The organism is Shinella sp. GW821-FHT11G07 (assembly GCF_058808115.1).
Genome location: NZ_JBXARJ010000002.1, coordinates 163,177 through 179,475 on the forward strand (window position 1 = coordinate 163,177; position 16,299 = coordinate 179,475).

The 16,299-nt window shown below is 61.0% G+C and carries 16 protein-coding genes and 1 tRNA gene; 9 read left to right on the forward strand and 8 right to left on the reverse strand.

Translation table 11 applies throughout. The annotated features are described in order from the left end of the window. The first annotated feature begins 74 nt into the window (after nt 1-74). Both AC1RT2_RS04275 and AC1RT2_RS04280 read left to right on the forward strand, forming a co-directional pair. Nucleotides 75-992, forward strand: a complete 918-nt coding sequence (locus AC1RT2_RS04275; protein ID WP_493099771.1) for a PhzF family phenazine biosynthesis protein — start codon at nt 75-77, stop codon at nt 990-992. A 119-nt stretch (nt 993-1,111) separates the two neighbouring features. Further along, nucleotides 1,112-1,187, forward strand: a tRNA-Lys gene (locus AC1RT2_RS04280). Nucleotides 1,188-1,326: 139 nt separating this feature from the next. On the opposite strand, the gene AC1RT2_RS04285 is transcribed toward AC1RT2_RS04280, so the two are convergent. Together AC1RT2_RS04285 and AC1RT2_RS04290 are read right to left on the reverse strand one after the other, a co-directional pair. Next, nucleotides 1,327-2,838, reverse strand: coding sequence for a hypothetical protein (locus AC1RT2_RS04285; RefSeq protein WP_493099773.1), 1,512 nt, complete (start codon nt 2,836-2,838; stop codon nt 1,327-1,329). Between the two features lie 308 nt (nt 2,839-3,146). Continuing rightward, the gene (locus AC1RT2_RS04290; protein WP_493099775.1) at nt 3,147-3,377 is read right to left on the reverse strand and encodes a hypothetical protein; all 231 of its coding nucleotides are present in this window, start codon (nt 3,375-3,377) and stop codon (nt 3,147-3,149) included. 257 nt (nt 3,378-3,634) lie between these two features. On the opposite strand from AC1RT2_RS04290, the gene AC1RT2_RS04295 reads away from it, so the two are divergent. From AC1RT2_RS04295 to AC1RT2_RS04315, 5 genes are all read left to right on the forward strand, one after another. Next, entirely contained in the window at nt 3,635-4,192 is a 558-nt protein-coding gene (locus AC1RT2_RS04295) for a DUF924 family protein (protein ID WP_493099777.1), read from the forward strand. A 110-nt stretch (nt 4,193-4,302) separates the two neighbouring features. Next, nucleotides 4,303-6,789: a mechanosensitive ion channel domain-containing protein gene (locus AC1RT2_RS04300; RefSeq protein WP_493099779.1), complete on the forward strand. Its 2,487-nt coding sequence runs from the start codon at nt 4,303-4,305 to the stop codon at nt 6,787-6,789. Between the two features lie 132 nt (nt 6,790-6,921). After that, nucleotides 6,922-7,185 carry a hypothetical protein gene (locus AC1RT2_RS04305; protein ID WP_069058423.1) on the forward strand — a complete coding sequence of 88 codons (264 nt, stop codon included), beginning with the start codon at nt 6,922-6,924 and terminating at the stop codon, nt 7,183-7,185. Nucleotides 7,186-7,358: 173 nt separating this feature from the next. Continuing rightward, complete coding sequence (locus AC1RT2_RS04310; protein WP_069058424.1) at nt 7,359-8,186, forward strand: response regulator; 828 nt, start codon at nt 7,359-7,361, stop codon at nt 8,184-8,186. Between the two features lie 221 nt (nt 8,187-8,407). Beyond that, nucleotides 8,408-9,652, forward strand: coding sequence for a GGDEF domain-containing response regulator (locus tag AC1RT2_RS04315; protein ID WP_069058425.1), 1,245 nt, complete (start codon nt 8,408-8,410; stop codon nt 9,650-9,652). 47 nt (nt 9,653-9,699) lie between these two features. Here the strand turns inward: AC1RT2_RS04315 and AC1RT2_RS04320 are convergent, their stop codons facing one another. Further along, nucleotides 9,700-10,707, reverse strand: a complete 1,008-nt coding sequence (locus AC1RT2_RS04320; RefSeq protein WP_150129867.1) for a GlxA family transcriptional regulator — start codon at nt 10,705-10,707, stop codon at nt 9,700-9,702. Nucleotides 10,708-11,005: 298 nt separating this feature from the next. On the opposite strand from AC1RT2_RS04320, the gene AC1RT2_RS04325 reads away from it, so the two are divergent. Further along, nucleotides 11,006-11,614, forward strand: a complete 609-nt coding sequence (locus AC1RT2_RS04325; RefSeq protein ID WP_493099783.1) for a GNAT family N-acetyltransferase — start codon at nt 11,006-11,008, stop codon at nt 11,612-11,614. An 88-nt stretch (nt 11,615-11,702) separates the two neighbouring features. On the opposite strand, the gene AC1RT2_RS04330 is transcribed toward AC1RT2_RS04325, so the two are convergent. Both AC1RT2_RS04330 and AC1RT2_RS04335 read right to left on the reverse strand, forming a co-directional pair. Beyond that, a complete protein-coding gene (locus tag AC1RT2_RS04330) occupies nt 11,703-11,906 on the reverse strand; it encodes a hypothetical protein (protein ID WP_150129868.1) in 204 nt (67 codons plus the stop codon). Between the two features lie 107 nt (nt 11,907-12,013). After that, on the reverse strand, nt 12,014-12,232 hold the full coding sequence (locus tag AC1RT2_RS04335; protein WP_493099785.1) for a hypothetical protein: 219 nt from the start codon (nt 12,230-12,232) through the stop codon (nt 12,014-12,016). A 116-nt stretch (nt 12,233-12,348) separates the two neighbouring features. On the opposite strand from AC1RT2_RS04335, the gene AC1RT2_RS04340 reads away from it, so the two are divergent. Further along, nucleotides 12,349-13,266, forward strand: coding sequence for a LysR family transcriptional regulator (locus tag AC1RT2_RS04340; RefSeq protein ID WP_069061350.1), 918 nt, complete (start codon nt 12,349-12,351; stop codon nt 13,264-13,266). 36 nt (nt 13,267-13,302) lie between these two features. Here the strand turns inward: AC1RT2_RS04340 and AC1RT2_RS04345 are convergent, their stop codons facing one another. From AC1RT2_RS04345 to AC1RT2_RS04355, 3 genes are all read right to left on the reverse strand, one after another. Continuing rightward, nucleotides 13,303-13,701 carry a hypothetical protein gene (locus tag AC1RT2_RS04345; protein ID WP_493099787.1) on the reverse strand — a complete coding sequence of 133 codons (399 nt, stop codon included), beginning with the start codon at nt 13,699-13,701 and terminating at the stop codon, nt 13,303-13,305. Between the two features lie 28 nt (nt 13,702-13,729). Then, nucleotides 13,730-14,038 carry a hypothetical protein gene (locus AC1RT2_RS04350; RefSeq protein WP_493099789.1) on the reverse strand — a complete coding sequence of 103 codons (309 nt, stop codon included), beginning with the start codon at nt 14,036-14,038 and terminating at the stop codon, nt 13,730-13,732. Nucleotides 14,039-14,206: 168 nt separating this feature from the next. Then, a complete protein-coding gene (locus tag AC1RT2_RS04355) occupies nt 14,207-16,279 on the reverse strand; it encodes an ASKHA domain-containing protein (protein WP_493099791.1) in 2,073 nt (690 codons plus the stop codon). Between the last annotated feature and the right edge of the window lie 20 nt (nt 16,280-16,299).

Below are 16,299 nucleotides of genomic sequence, written 5' to 3' on the forward strand. Positions count from 1 at the left end.
CCGCTTGCCCACGGCGGAGGGCTCGGGCACGTTTAGGAGAACGCATCGCGGTAAAATTGAACACGGAGAATACCTTGCCTCGTCGCTACGCCATCTATGACGTCTTCACCGATACGCGGCTTGCCGGCAATCCGCTGGCCGTGGTCTTCAATGCCGACGATCTCGACGACAGCGCGATGCAGCGCATTGCCGGCGAATTCAATCTCTCCGAAACCGTCTTCGTGAAGACGCCTGAAAACCAGGCACACAGCGCACGCCTGCGCATCTTCACGCCCGGCCGCGAACTGCCTTTTGCCGGCCATCCGACGGTGGGGGCGGCGATCGCCATCGCCGAAGCGGGCGAAAGCGAGAGGGCAGGGCCGCGCGACCTGGTAAGCGTGCTCGAGGAGAATGTCGGGCCGGTGCGCTGTGCCGTGCGGCTCGGCGACCGCAACGCGGCCTTTGCCGAATTCGACGTGCCGCGCAAATCCACCCGCCTCGATGCGAACTTCGACCGGCAGGCGCTCGCCGATGCCTTCAGCCTGAAACCGGGCCAGATCGGTTTCGAGAACCACGTGCCTTCGCTCTGGAGCGCCGGCGTCGCATTCGTGATGATCCCGGTGCATGACCTTGCGGCCGCAATCGCCGTGGAGTTCGATCCGACACTCTGGGAGCGCTGCGCACCCTTTGCCGAGGGGCGGCTTGCCTCTGCCTATCTCTATTGTCGCGGCGGGGTGAACCACAATGCCCGTTTCCATACGCGCATGTTCGCGCCCGACATGGGCATAGTCGAAGACCCGGCGACGGGGGCTGCGGTCGCCGCCCTGTCGGGCGCCATCCATTTTTTCGACGAGCTGGTAGATGGCCACCATCCGTATCTCATTGAACAGGGTGTCGAAATGGGCCGCCCGTCTCATATTCACCTGCATCTCGATGTGTCCGGGGGCGCGATCGCCAGCGCGCGCATCGGCGGCGAGGCCGTGCGCATTGCCTCCGGACTGCTGGATTTGTGACACTTGTTTTGCGCTGCAAAAGAAAATCATGCGCCGGCGCACTTTTTTCCGGGTGCGGTATGGACAACCCTGGCGAAGGCCTTTATACGCCCCTCCAGACCGCTGAAACGGTTGTGTGTGGGTGATTAGCTCAGTTGGTAGAGCAGCTGACTCTTAATCAGCGGGTCCACGGTTCGAGCCCGTGATCACCCACCAAAACTTCCTTATTCCGCTGATTAAACAAAGACTTCCCCGAAGGGGAGGTTGACGTTGCAGGTTACGATATCTCGCTTCAAAGCTTGGTGAAGCTCGCCGCACAAGAGATGCGACGAGCTGAAACGTGTTGATCTGAGCGTCAGGCGACGCGATAGATTGCCGAGAAGCTGAAGCTTACGGATGACGTATCCGGAGCCGTCCACCGAACCTCAAAGCGATCGTTGGCGATGTTTGCCAGGACCGCGCCGGCGACATTCTTTCCGGTTGTCGCGCAGATGAATGAACCTGCCGCCTGATTCTGGTCGGTGAAGTTCGAGGTCTTCGGAAGCGAAATCTCCAGTATCGCAGACCCTGCTGCCGACGCCTGCGCAATGATGCGTCCCGACACATGGATCATGTTGTCGCCCACGGGCACCCAGTCCATGGAAGACGCCGTGGTACTTGCAACGTTGGTGTTATACGTAAACACCGGAGTGTAGCTGCGAGGCCTGTCGACAGTGCAGTTTTCCGCCGATGCAGCACTGCCGCTGAAGTAGGGTGTGGTGTTTGCGCCGACCCGCGTTGGGTTCACCAGCCTGACAGCATTTGTTTCCTGTTTGTTCCTGGCGAAAGACTCGCGGTTTGCCGTTGCGATGAGCTTGGTGTTGAGAATTTCGATATCGCTGTTGGCGCTGTCGAAATCGAAACACGATTTGCTGGCCGGCGTGACGAAACCGATCCCATCAAATGTGAAACCGTCGAAGGTGACGCCGAGCAACTGTGAATTCGCAGCCGCAGTCACGGCATCGCCCTCGCTGTTTGCCAAGGCGAAATTGGAAAAACGCCCGCCGCGGAAGATGCCACTCAGCTTGACAAGGTTTGTCGGCGTGAGCTCTTCATTCGGGCCGGTACCGCCGCCGGTGATATTCGAAACGATAAAGTTGGAGCCGCCCGTTAGTTCCAGAATTTCGGTTCGGGTTTCCTGAACGACGCCGCCATCGATAAGGGCGCCGGTGCCGAGGTGGCCGTAGTAGAGGCGGCGACCGATGTCGAGGAGATTGTCAGTGGCGACAAGTCCATTCAAAAGGTGCCGGTTCGGGCCGATATTGGCGATCGCCGCATAGTTCAGTGTATGGAATCGATTGTTCACGATGATGATGCCGCGCCAGCCGCCATCATGCGCCTGTACGGGCTCGATTCGGGAGATGATCGGTGTGGACGTGTAGCCACTTCCGCCGTTCGTTACGGTGAAGCCCGTAATTTTATTGCCGGTCAGCAGAGCCGTCGCGGTAGCGCCCGAGCCGCCGCCTTCGCGGATATAGATCGTTGGCGGGTAGCTGAAAGTACCGGGGATATCGGCCGGAGGCGTGATCGCTGTGATAACGTTGCCCGAGCGCGTGACGGTAACGCCACTGATATTAATCCAGTTCGGGCAATAGCTATCCCAGTTCGGCCAACGGAGATTCACCCCGTTCTGGACCTGTGACACGATGTTGTCGCGGAAAATCAGGCCGCGGCCGTTGTGATCGACGGCATTCCAGAACGTGTTAATGCGGCATTCGGAAATGACGGCATCGACATCAAGCGTCTCCGAAGACCCCTTGTCGAGCTTGATGCCGACCTTTTCGACACTTGTATAAGAGACGTCGGAATCGAGGCCGATGCCCATCATTTTGAATTCTTGGCACAGAACGCTAATCGCGGGCGTCGCCGTCACGTCCGTGCAATGGAGATGGCAATTCCAGAAGTTTTCCCCGACGAGAGAAAAGCCGGTGGCTGTCACCGGAATCGAGAGGGAGCTGAAGTTGTAAGCGCCCTGTGGGATGCGAAGCGTCCTCGCACGCGTTGGATAGATTGTGGAGATACAATCGATTGCGGCTTGAATCGCGGTTTTGTTGTCTGCGGACGAGATCGTGGCACCCCACATGCCGATATGCGGCTCGCCTTCGAACTGGCGTATCCATGCGCCATTGTTGCTGGTTACGGCTCCAGCCTCGATAAAAAGCCTTCCTGCGGATCGGCCGTGACCTGGGCGGAATAATCTCCGTCTTTCCAGACGAATGTCCCCATTCGGCCATCGCTGGCGATGGCGCCTTCCATAAGGAGCACAGCTTTGATGCTCGTGGTGTCGAGCGCCTTCAACGCTGTGCGTGTTGCTACGGTTTCAATGTAGGCTGGCATGCTTTTCTCCAATTTGCGGCTGTTGCCCATGTCGTCTCTTGGCCCGGGAGTGGGCGTTCGAAACAACGGCGCCAGTTTACGAATGATGGGAGCTGCGGGGAGAAACGAGGGGAGGGAACTCGGCTTTCCGCCTTGGATGACGGTCGAAAACCACGACGAACGTCCGGGTTTTCAGCGAGCATACAAAACCTGGTTGGCGACGGCTGAGATTGTCGCCCGTGATGTTTCCCCTTGCCATGCTGTCGGGTGTCGCCATATCTCGACTCACGCAAACGGAGTTCACGCGCATGAGTGATGGCAGGATCAGGACACCGCAGGAGGTGGTCGGGTATTGGTGCGAGGTGCTGACCGCGAAGGATTGGTTTCAGTCGACGTCGGAGTTGGATGCGCGCGTGCACGAGCAGTTCGCTGCGACCCATCTGGCACTCTCCCGCGAGGTGACGCCGGAATGGCGTGCGAGCCCCGAGGCGCGTCTTGCCGCGCTGATCGTGCTCGACCAGTTTCCCCGCAATATGTACCGCGCATCGCCGATGGCCTTTGTGACCGACTGGATTGCGTTGCGCGAGGCGCGTCTGGCGGTGGAGGCGGGCGCGGACAGGCTTGTGGGCTACGACCGCCGGCATTTCTTCTATATGCCGTTCGAGCATTCGGAGGTGCTTGCCGACCAGGATCTCTCAGTCGAGCTTTTCAAGGCGCATGGTGACGAGATGTATCTCGGCTATGCGATCCGCCACCATGAGGTGATCGCCGAATATGGTCGCTTCCCGCATCGCAACGCCTTCCTCGGCCGTGTTTCGACGCCGGAGGAAGAGGCCTATCTCGCTAAACCGGGTGCTGGATTCTAGCCGCACAGGCGGCATGGTTTAAAATGGCCGCAATCATGGCTAGAAGGGTGCGGAATCGCGTGGTTTCGCTGCGTCGTCTGTTCCTGTCCAACGAGGATGGCCTTTTGCCAATGTCCCGCCTTCTCTTCGTCCTGCTGGTGATCGTCTCGTTCGCCGCAGGACCTGTCGCCGCGCAGACCGCAGCAGCGCCTGCCGCTGATACGACGGCGACCCAGCTTGAGCAGGCGAGCACCGATCTCGACCGTGCGGGCGGCCAGCTCAACACCATCCGCGATCAGGTCGAGCGGTACAAGGACGACGATGCGCACCTTGTCGAATTGAAGGTCGAGGCGGAGGCCCTCAACCGATCCATCCTGTCAATCTCCATCGCGACACGCCCCCGACTGGAGGCAATCAAGGCCCGCCAGGCCGAGCTCGGCGATCCGCCGGGCGAGGGCGCTCCGGCGGAAGCCGACGTCGTCGTTGCGGAACGCAAGAAACTTGCCGCCGAACGCAACGAGATCAATGCGCTGACGGGCGAGGCGGAAAATCTCTCGATCGAAGCCACGAAGCTTTCCAACCGCATTACGGAAATGCGCCGGCAGCTGTTCAGCGAGGCGATCCTCAAACGCACCGACGTGAACGCCGACCTGTTCACGGAGGCCTCCAGCGCGATTGCCGAGGAAACGCAGACATTCGGCCGCACCGTGACGGCGTGGATGCAGTTCGTCTGGAAGTTCAAGCGGATGCAGCTCTTTGGTGCTGTCGCGCTGTCGCTGCTGGCGGCGCTCGTCCTGCTCTCCGGCAGCTATCGCCTGTTTGCCCCACTCATCACCCGTGGCGTGCGGCAAGACAAGCCGCACTACATCACACGCCTGTCCGTCGCCTTCTGGTCGACGGTCCTGCCGACCATGGCCGCGGCCGCCTTTGCCGGGGCCAGTTACTTCTTCCTGGATGCGTTCAAGGTATTGCGCACCGACATCGCGCCGATCATTTCCATTGGGCTCGGGGTGGTCGTCGCGGTCTATTTCATGGCGCAGCTTGCCAATGCGGTGCTTTCGCCGCGGGACGGCCATTGGCGTCTGGTCCGGGTTTCCGACCGCGGAGCCCAGCTTCTGTGGCTGCTGATCTGCAGCATGGCGATCGTCAACGGCGCCGATTATTTCCTGGGAACGATCAGCGAAGTCCTGGGCTCGCCTGTGGTCCTGACCGTCGTGAAGAGCTTCTTCGCCTCGCTCATCATCGGCGCGCTGCTGCTCGTCACGGCCTTCATCAAGCCGGTATTGTCGAAGGGGGAGGCGCCGGATTCGCAGGGCCGGCCCTGGCCGCGGTCGATTTTCGTGCTTTTGATCCTGACGGGCCTCGTCCTGATCTTCGCGCCCTTGCTCGGCTATGTCGGCATGGCGCGGTTTATCGCAACGCAGATCATTGTGACGGGTGCTGTGATCGTCACGATGTATATCGGCTTCCTTTCCGGGCGTGCGGTTTCGGCCCCGAGCGCCTTTGCCGAGACGGCGGTGGGCAAGCGGCTCGAGGAGCGCTTCGGGCTCGGCCAGGTCGCGCTCGATCAGGTGGGGCTTGCGGCGGGGCTCAGCATCTATCTGCTGGTCTTCGTCCTGTTCATTCCACTGATCCTGCTGCAATGGGGCTTCCAGGTCGCGGACATCGAATCCTGGACCTATCGCTTCTTCACGGAAATCCGCATCGGCAGCATCACCATTTCGCTGGTTGGCATCCTGGTCGGCATCCTGCTGTTTGTCGTCGGCCTTGTCGTCACGCGCTGGTTTCAGAAGTGGGTGGACGGCAATGTGCTGGCCCGCAGCCAGGTGGATGTCGGCGTGCGCAATTCCGTGCGCACGGCGGTCAGCTATGCGGGCGTGGCGCTTGCCGGCCTCATCGGCCTCTCGGCGGCCGGCATCAACCTTTCCAGCCTGGCGGTCGTTGCCGGTGCCCTTTCGCTCGGTATCGGTTTCGGTCTCCAGAACATCGTCTCGAACTTTGTCTCCGGCCTCATCCTGCTCGCCGAACGCCCGTTCAAGGTGGGCGACTGGGTGGTGGCCGGCACGACGGAAGGTTTCGTGCGCCGCATTTCCGTGCGCGCTACGGAGATCGAAACGTTCCAGCGCCAGACGGTTATCGTGCCGAACTCCGTGCTGATCAACGGTCAGGTCGGCAACTGGACGCATCGCAACAAGCTTGGCCGTATCGAAGTGGCGCTCAGCGTTCACGCCGGCAACGATCCGCGCCGCGTGCAAGAGATCCTGACGGAGGTCGTGCGGGCACAGCAGGGGCTCCTGCGCAATCCGGAGCCCATGGTGGTCTTCCAGGCGTTCTCGTCGAGCACGCTGGACTTCGAGATCCGTGCCTTCCTCGCGGATATCCTCAACGGCACCAGTGTGAAATCGGAACTGAGGTCGGCCATTCTGGAGCGGTTCCGCACGGAGGAAATTCCGCTTGGCGGGCCTGCCGCGCCCGAAGTGCCGATCAAGATTTCACCGGAGGGGGCGGAGCTAATCACGTCCCTGCTCGACCAGGCGACGGAGAAGCTGCGCCCCCGCGCCACTGGCCGGCGCCGCAAGACGGCCAACGAGGGGCCGGACACCGAGCCAACCGCCTGATTTCCGGCACATGAACGCCGCATTCACGCTGCATTCAGCCGTCCCCGCATAAAACGTGATGCAAATCCGATCGAGGAGCGATAGTGTTCCTTCGGGCTTGTGAACAGGGGCGGCGCTTGGCGCCGGGCGAAAATGAAGCGAATGATCATGATGCTGGTGGTGTCGGCCGTTCTGTCCGCTCCTGCCGTTGCTGCCTCGGTGACCAACAAGGATGGCGATACGCAGGTCCTCGTCATCGTCGAGGACGGTAGCCGCGTGGAGGTCGCGCTGGAACCCGGCGCCACGGAGACCATCTGCCCCTCCGGCTGTTTCGTGACGCTGCCGAACGGCGACCGTATCGCGCTGAATGGCGGCGAAGAGGTCGAAATCCAGGGCGGTTCCGCCTCCGTCAAGTAATTTCCCCAGGACATGTTCAACGGCGCGGAAGAAAAACCGCGCCGTTTTTCGTGCTGGGCGCCGTGCGATGCCGCGCCGCGTATCGCGTTTTCATGCCCTCTAAATTTAACGCTTTCGCAAAGGGTTGCCGGCTACCGATAGGCTGGGGAATATCTAATTTACGAAGGCATATCATGGCGTTTATCGGCATATCCGGAATGCAGTATACCGGCGCGTCTCTTTCGCATCACCGTATTCTGGTTGCCGAGGACTCAAACGTCTTCACCTCCATGATCTCAAAGCGCCTGAAGGAGCTTTTCGACATCGATGTCGAGATTTGCCGCAGCTTCGAGGATCTGGAACTTGCCTATGACAAGTCCACCGACAAGGTCACACTTGCGATCTCCAACATCAATCTTCCCGGTGCCGAGAATGGCGAGGCCCTGAACTACCTGGTCGACCTCAGCATCCCGACGATCGTCTTTACCGGCACATTCCAGGAGAAGACACGCGACCAGCTGCTCTCGAAGGAAATCGTCGACTACATCCTCAAGGATAATATCTTTGCCGTGGACATGCTGGCAGAGTCGGTCTGCCGCTTCCTGACCAATCATCAGCACCACGTGCTGATCGTCGATGACAGCGCGACGGCGAGGGCGCTTCTCTCCACACGCCTCAAGCGTTTCAATTTCCGCGTCAGCATTGCCGACAATGGCGCCAGCGCATTGGCGCTGCTGAAGGCCAACCCGGATATCGGCCTGATGATCACCGACTACAACATGCCGGATATCGATGGTTTCGAATTGACGCGGCGCATCCGCGGCTCCATCGGATCGCACCAGTTGCGCATCATCGGCGTGTCCTCGTCCACGGACCGTCTGTTGTCCGCGCGCTTCCTCAAGGCGGGCGGAAACGACTTCATCATGCGGCCGTTCATCGACGAGGAATTCTACTGCCGCGTGAACCAGAATCTGGACACGCTGACCCAGATCAAGACGGCCCAGAAACGGCTATCGGCCTGAAATTCCCGGGACTTCTGCAACTCACCCGGATATGTCCCTTACGTAGCGTGAGATATTTGTCCGCGTATTAACCACTTGGTAAAACCAGTGGTTTGTAATGCTTGCCAGACGGAACTTCATCTAGGGTACTGGACGACGTGGGAGTGGATTCAAATCCGCAGCGAGGACCTGCATTTCTGCGCCATTCGGGGCAGCAGGTGTTGCTCGTGGAAGATTCGCGCATGTTCTCCACGGCACTCAAGTACCGGCTGGAGAAGGAGCTCGGCCTCAGCGTCACGCATTGCTCCAGCATGGCCGCATTGCGGGGCACGCTCCAGGGGGAGGCGCCTGAATTCGCGCTTGCCGTTCTCGACCTGAACCTGCCCGACGCGCCGAATTGCGAGGCGCTGGATTACGTGATTTCCAAGGGTATTGCGCCGCTGGTCTTCACCGGCTCCTTCAGCGATGCCACCCGTGACCAGATCCTCGCCAAGAATGTGCTCGACTATGTCGTCAAGGACAACCCGGCGGCGATCCAACAACTCGTTCTCGCTGTCGATCGTATCCTGACCAGCGGCAAGACCCAGGTGCTCGTCGTCGATTCGGATCCGGAGAGCCTGCAGCGGCAGGTGAGCCTGATTGCCAAGCAGCGCTTTCAGATCATCGCCGTTGAAAGTGGTGCTGCCGCCCTCGACGTTCTCGATGCCCGCGGCGATATCGACATGGTGGTCGCAGACCTCGACCTAGCCGACATGGATGGCTTTACCCTGCTTGGCGAGATCCGCCAGAGGCATGGCGACGATGCCGTCCGGGTGGTCGGTCTGTGCAAATCGGAAGACCGCATGGTTGCGGCGCGCTTCCTGCGGGCCGGTGGTGATGAATATATCCAGAAACCCTTCCTCGTCGAAGAGTTCAACAGCCGCGTCTTCCATGTTGCAGCAATCCAGAAGCGCGTTCAGTCGCTGCACCGCATTGCCGCGCGGGACTATCTCACGGATATCTATAACCGCCGCTACTTCTTCGAGACCGGTCCACGTCTTGTCGACCAGGCGCTTCGGCGTGGCGAGCTTGCATCGATTGCCATCCTCGATATCGATCATTTCAAGCGGCTCAACGACACCTACGGCCATGAGGTCGGCGACATCGTGCTGAAGGCCGTCTCGCGCCGGCTGAAGCACCGGATCAACGACCGGCACTTGCTCGCCCGCCTCGGGGGCGAGGAGTTCGGAATCATCTTCAGTGGTTTGGGGCTGGAAGAGGCGCTGGACTATTGCGAGCGGCTGCGTCTCGAACTGGCGGCCCAGCCGATCGATGCGGACGGCGAGGCCGTGACGATCACGGTTTCGGCGGGTCTCGCAGCCATTTCCGGCCGAGAAACCTTCGACAACTATCTGAACGCGGCGGACCAGTTCCTCTACATGGCCAAACACGCGGGCCGGAACCGGGTCTTCTCCGAGCTTTCCCTGATGAACGCACTCGCAAGCTAAAATCCCCGCCATAGGGACGGGGATTTCTCGTCTTCTTTTCTCTTCGATCAGCGTGCGATGGCCGAAAGCGTCAGCTTGCGCTCGGCGCGCTCCTGCTGGGGCGAGCGGTTGTAGAGTTCGCGGTAACACTTGGAGAAGTGCGAAGCGGATACGAAGCCGCAGGCGACGGCCACTTCCACCACCGGCATGGAGGACTGAACGAGCAGGTGGCGCGCGCGGTCGAGCCGGATTTCAAGGTAGTAGCGTGCGGGTGAGCGGCCCATTTCCTGGCGGAACAGGCGCTCGATCTGGCGGCGCGACAGGTCGGCGTCGTCGGCGATCTCCAGCAGGGAAAGCGGCTCGGAGAGGTTTTTCTCCATCAGTTCAATGATCGACAGCACCTTGGCGTTCTGCACGCCAAGACGGGCGCGCAAGGGCAGGCGCTGGCGGTCATGCGGGCCGCGCACGCGGTCGGTCAGCGCCTGCTCGCAGACGCGGTTGACGAGGTTTTCGCCAAAATCCTGATCGATCAGGTTCAGCATCATGTCGAGCGAGGCGGTGCCGCCGGCGCAGGTGTAGATGTTGCCGTCGATTTCGTAGAGGTCGGCGTAGACGTCGGCCTGGGGGAAGGCCTCGGCAAAACCCGGCAGGTTTTCCCAGTGGATGGCGCAGCGCTTGCCCGCAAGCAGGCCCGCCTGGGCGAGCACATGGGCGCCGGTACAGAGCGAGCCGACTGCAAGACCGCGATTGTACACCTCGCGCAGCCATGCATTAACCGACTTGTTGGAGAAATCCTCGACATAGATGCCGGAACAGACCAGCACCATGGAGGGACGGTTCTCGCCGCCGAGATACTTGCGCTCGTCGGCAAGCGACGAGTTCACTTCGATGCCGATGCCGCTGGAGGAGAGCACCTGCTGGCCGTCCGTCGATGAGAGGCGCCAGGTATAGGCCTCATAGCCGAGCATGCGGTTGGCGATGCGCAAGGTCTCGATCGCCGCCGAGAAGGGCAGCATGGAGAAGTTGGGCACGAGGAAAAAAACCAGGGAGCGCTTCTTGACGTTCTGCTTGTTCATCGGAGTGTCCATGCTGGAGGCGCGATGTCGCAATGGTCGCAGGGAGAACGGCGGCCGTGCTAGCATTTTTGCGACACAGAAGAGGATGGTTACGACTGCGCTGCGTCGCGTATCGCCGAAATGTCAGGGCGTTCGGGCGGAATTATGACATTTTGTTCGCACTTGCACATTTGCGACCCCGCCGGATGCGTTGTCCGATTGCGACAGGCCCAATCCGGCCGCTGTCGCCGAGCCGTTCCGGTTTGACAATGAGGAGCGCTCCGGCCAAATACGAGGCGAGTTTCAGAGGGGTGAAAAGATGCTGCCAGACGGATATTCGGACGTGCCCGCGGGAAAGCTTGCCGCCGTAGTGACCTGCCTCGAAATGCAGGCGCCGCCGGCCGGGCGCAGCGACCCTGAGCAGCCCGGCATCACCCTGGAGCGTATCGAGCGGCCGGATATCGCCTGGTATCGCGACCTCTACAGCCGCATCGGTACCGAATGGCTTTGGGCCTCGCGCCTTGCCATGGCTGGAGAGGACCTCGCCGCGATCCTCCATCACCCCGACGTCGAGGTCTATGCCGTGATGAAGGATGGGCGGGCAGAGGGGCTGCTGGAACTTGATTTCCGGGAGGAGGGGACCTGCGAACTCGCCTTCTTCGGCCTGACGCCCGCAACGATCGGCAATGGCACGGGGCGGTGGCTGATGAACCGGGCGATCACGCAGGCCTGGTCGCGACAGGGGCATGCGCCCATTCAGCGCTTCTGGGTGCATACCTGCACGCTCGATTCGACGCAGGCTTTGGGGTTCTATATCCGCTCGGGATTCACGCCGGTGAAGCGCCAGATCGAAGTCTTCGACGATCCACGGCTGACGGGCGTGCTGCCGGAAACCGCAGCACCGAACGTGCCGATCATCCACCCGTAAAACAAAACCGCCGGAGAGACTTTTGAAGGTCAGCTCCGGCGGTGTTTGGCGTCGTCATCTTTCGGCGGATTGCCGCAACAGTCGTCCATCATCGTGTGGTCTTGTCCCACGAGCGATAGCCGATGTCCTTGCGAAGATCGTAGGGCATGCTTTCCTGCTCGCGCTCGACGCGACGGCGCTGCCAGGCGGATACGATCCGTTCGACGACTTCACGCAGGAAATGTGACAGGCTGCCGGCATCGCGGGTGCTCGACGCACGCCGTACCGGACGATGTTCCAATGCTATTGCCATTTTCAGGGTTCCTTTCGAGCTTGGGAGGTTTCGAAAGGTCGCGACCTTGATGGTGACTATGCCGCAACCTCATGCATCAATCAAACGAATATATTTGATTGGATAGATCAGCGTACTTCATGGTTTGTGATGGCAGGCCAGTTGATATCCTGCTTCAGATAGTCTGGCAGCAGCGCCAGTTCTTCAGCCGTATGGCGGATCGCATTGCGTCTGCGGCGGGCCTCGACGGCGTCGCCCACGAAGCGCCGTATTGCGTAGTAGAATCCGTTTCCGCGGGCACGAACAGCGAGATCGGCGCCGTCTGTGTACGTTTTTTGCGTTTTCATGGCGTTTTTCCTTTCCTTCGTTGTTTCTATAGGTTGACTATCCGCCCATCTCGGTTTTCAATCAAACGAAATGAAGTGACGTTATGCTTCAGAAATTCTGATCCATGGAGGCAAGCATGAACCTGCTGATGCGCCAGACGCTCCCCCTGCTGGAGCTCGATATCCTGAAAACTTTCGTGGCGATTGCAGAGACCGGTAATTTCACCACGGCCGCCGAGACAGTGCATCGAACGCCGTCCGCCGTCTCCATGCAGATCAAGAAGCTGGAAGAGCTGCTCGGTTGCTCGCTGTTCCGTCGCGATGCGCGCTCGGTCGTATTGACCCATCACGGCGAGGTGCTGCTGTCCTATGCACGCCGGCTGATTGCGCTGAGCAACGAAGCGGTGTCACGCTTCATGATGCCGGAAATGAATGGCGTGGTGCGGCTCGGTGCGCCGGATGACGTCGGCGAGCTTATCCTGCCGGAAGTGTTGCGGCGGTTTGCCGATACCTATCCGTCGATCGCGGTCAATGTCTCGATCGAGACGAGCAGCAGCCTGCGTCGCGCCGTTGCCGAACGCCGGCTCGACCTTGCCATCTTCAATGCGACCGACGGCACGATCCCGATTCCGGGTGAAATCCTGTTGAAGGAACAGCTGGTTTGGGCCGGCAAGAACTGCGGCAATGCGCATCTGAAAAACCCGCTTCCGGTGTCCGTCTGGGAAGAGGGCTGCATCTGGCGGGCGCGGGCTCTCGAGCAATTGAGCCGTTCCGGCCGTGATTTCCGCGTGGCTTACTTCTGCGCCCACCATATGGGCCAACGCGCCGCGATCCGCGCCGACCTTGCCGTCGCGCCGCTCGCGCGCTTCCTTGTCGGCGACGACATGGTGGCGCTCGGCGAGAAGGATGGATTGCCAGACCTCGGCCACTATCTCATCGGCCTCGTCGTCAACGAGGAGGCCGATACGCCGGCGCTGGCCGTGGCGGACTATATCCGCGCCGCCTTCGCCCGCATCGAACGCCGTCCGATGGACATGCTGCAGGTCGCCTGCTGAAATCGAAGGCCGGGCGCAAGCCCGGCCTTTCCTGCCTTATTCGTAGGAGTAGGACGCGCACATTTCCGCGTCGCTTTTCGGCACATCGTCCGTCGCGAATACGGCGACCGTCGTGGTGTCGGCGTCACCCCATGAGGCGACGTAGGTCACGGGCTGGCCGCACAGCCGGTTACCGTTGAGAAGAACCGGATCTTTCGGCTCGGCAATGCTGTAGACCGAGCCATTCACCCTTTCACCACCCACCATGAACGTATCGCCGAGAAGCTCGTCGAAGGTGATCTGCTCGCCGTTTTCGAAGGTGATGCCGAAATCGTCGAACTCGATGTCTCCGGTGATCGACATTGCCGTGTTGCTGATCGCCGCATAGGTGTCGGCGAGAGTGGGGGAGGAGATGGCCAGGGAGAGGGCGAGGGCGAGCAGGCGGGCTTTCGTCATGGAAAAGTCTTTCGTTGTTTTTTGCGCTTCAATATCTGCGGCAGTTCATGGTCCGGTTGCTCTCGGACGAGGAAAAATCCAGCGTGTCCGAGGTGATCTCCGAAAGGGTGATGTAGACCTCGTCTGACAGGAACAGCGAATAGGAGCCGTCCGAGCCTTCCTGGACCTCCTGGATGTCATAACTGTCGTCCCCGATGCTGTACACCGTGGAGGTGAAGACGAAGGGCGCGCCGTCGCATTCCCATTCTCCGGTAAAGGGGTAGTCTTCCTGCGCCCACGCGGTACCGCTGGCGACAAGGAGAAAGAGGCCGGCTGTGGCAAGGTGGGCAAGGGACATGGAGCGGGCTTTCGTGCGCTGGAGGGATGGCGAGCGATATCGTGTCAACGCGTGAGCGCCTCGCCCTATTCGCCTACCATGCCGATAAACCGCCGACAACAAAACGGAATTCGCTGGGTTGGTTTACGGGTATGGTAACCGCGGCCGGGGCCGCGGCTCCGACCCGTGTTACTCGCGGCTGCGGCGCCTGCGACGTCCGCCACCTTCTCCGCCGCCATCGTCGGACGGCCCCTTGCGCTCCGGCAGGGTCACGACCTTGGCGAGTTCCGGGAAGGCGTCCACCTTGTTCGGCAGCGCCATGGCATTGACGAAGAGCTGCTGGAAGTTCGGCTCCAGCGCGGTCTCGATCTTCTCGATGTGATTGACCGTCTTTTCGATCTCGCGGCGATGGTCGCGATTGAGCAGCGCCATCAGCGCACCCGTGCCGGCGGCGTTTCCGACAGCCTTCACCTCGTTGAGGTCGCAATCCGGAATGAGGCCGAGTACCATGGCGTATTTCGGATCGATGAACGAGCCGAAGGCGCCGGCGAAGCGGATGGTGTCGACATGGTCGACGCCCTGCTTTTCCATCAGCAGCTTGATGCCGGCATAGAGCGCGGACTTGGCGAGCTGGATGGCGCGGATGTCGTTCTGCGTCACGGTGATGCGCTGTTCGCCGTCGTGCAGCAGGTAGGAGAAGGTACGGCCGTTCTGCAGGATGCGCGGGCTCTTCTCCGCCATCGCCCCATCGACCACGCCGTCCTCGGAGATGATGCCCGAGAGGTACATTTCCGCGACGACCTCGATGATGGCCGAGCCGCAGATGCCGGTCACACCGACGCTTGCCGCAGCTTCGGCAAAGCCCTCTTCGTCCGACCATTTTTCCACACCGATGACGCGGAATTTGGGCTCCAGCGTTTCAGCGTCGATGCGCACACGCTCGATGGCGCCCGGGGCGGCGCGCTGGCCGGAGGAGATTTCCGCGCCCTCGAAGGCCGGGCCGGTCGGTGAAGAAGCGGCGACGACGCGCTGGCGGTTGCCGAGCACGATTTCCGCATTGGTGCCGACGTCGACCAGCAGCATCATGCGATCCTGCCGGTAGGGGCCTTCGGCGAGCGTTGCACCCGCCGCATCCGCGCCGACATGGCCGGCAATGCAGGGCAGCGTATAGAGCCGCGCGCCGCGGTTGACGTCGATGTCCAGCTCATGCGCCCAATATTGCAGCGCGCCGGAGACGGCGAGTGCAAAGGGCGCCTGGCCGAGTTCCGTCGGATCGATGCCCAGGAACAGGTGGTGCATGATCGGGTTGGCGACGAACACCATATCGAGAATGTCGTGCCGGTCGACCTGACCTTCGTCGCAGACCTTGCCGATCAGGTTGTTGACGGCTTCGCGCACCGCCTTGGTCATGGCTTCCCGGCCATCCGGGTTCATCATGACGTAGGAAACGCGGCTCATCAGGTCTTCGCCGAAGCGGATCTGCGGGTTCGACGTGCCGGAGGAGGCGACGATGCGGCCCGACAGCAGCGAGACGAGATGCATGGCGATCGTCGTCGAGCCGATGTCGCAGGCAACACCATAGGCCTCGTTCTTGAGGCCCGGCCACAGGCCGACGATGAAGGGGCGCGAACTATCCATGTCGCGGTGAATGGCGGCGGTGACGCCCCAGTTGCCCTTGCGCAGGACAGACTGCACCTGTGGGATGAGGTGTGGCGCGACCAGCAGGTCCTTCCAGCCCCAGTCCTTTTCCAGCATCACCTTCAGGCGATCGAGATCGCCGAGCGGCTTGTGCATGTCGGGCTCGTCCACCTCGACATAGCAGAGCTGGACGGCGGCGTTGCGTTCGATGACGCGGTCCGTCGCGGCCTTGCGCACGACCTGCGCGTTGATGACGGTATCCTGCGGCACATCCACGACGAGATCGCCGAGGATGAGGGCGGAACAGGAGAGACGGCGACCATCCGGCAGGCCGCGGATCTTTTCGTAGCGCTCTTCCTTCGGACCTTTTTCCGAGATGTGGTCGAGCGAGGAGACGATCTTGTGCTTGGCGAAATTGCCTTCCTGCACTTCGATCTGACAGCGCCCGCAGGTCGCGCGCCCACCGCACACGCTCTCGACATAGACGCCGAGCTTGCGCGCGGCGTCGAGCACGGGGGTACCGACCGGGAAGCGGCCGCGCTTGCCCGATGGCATGAAGAGGACCAGTGGTTCTTTTACCGAAGCTTCGGTCATGTTGGTCTCGTTCTCACCTTCGTAGCGCATCGATCGTACTTTCCTGTGGG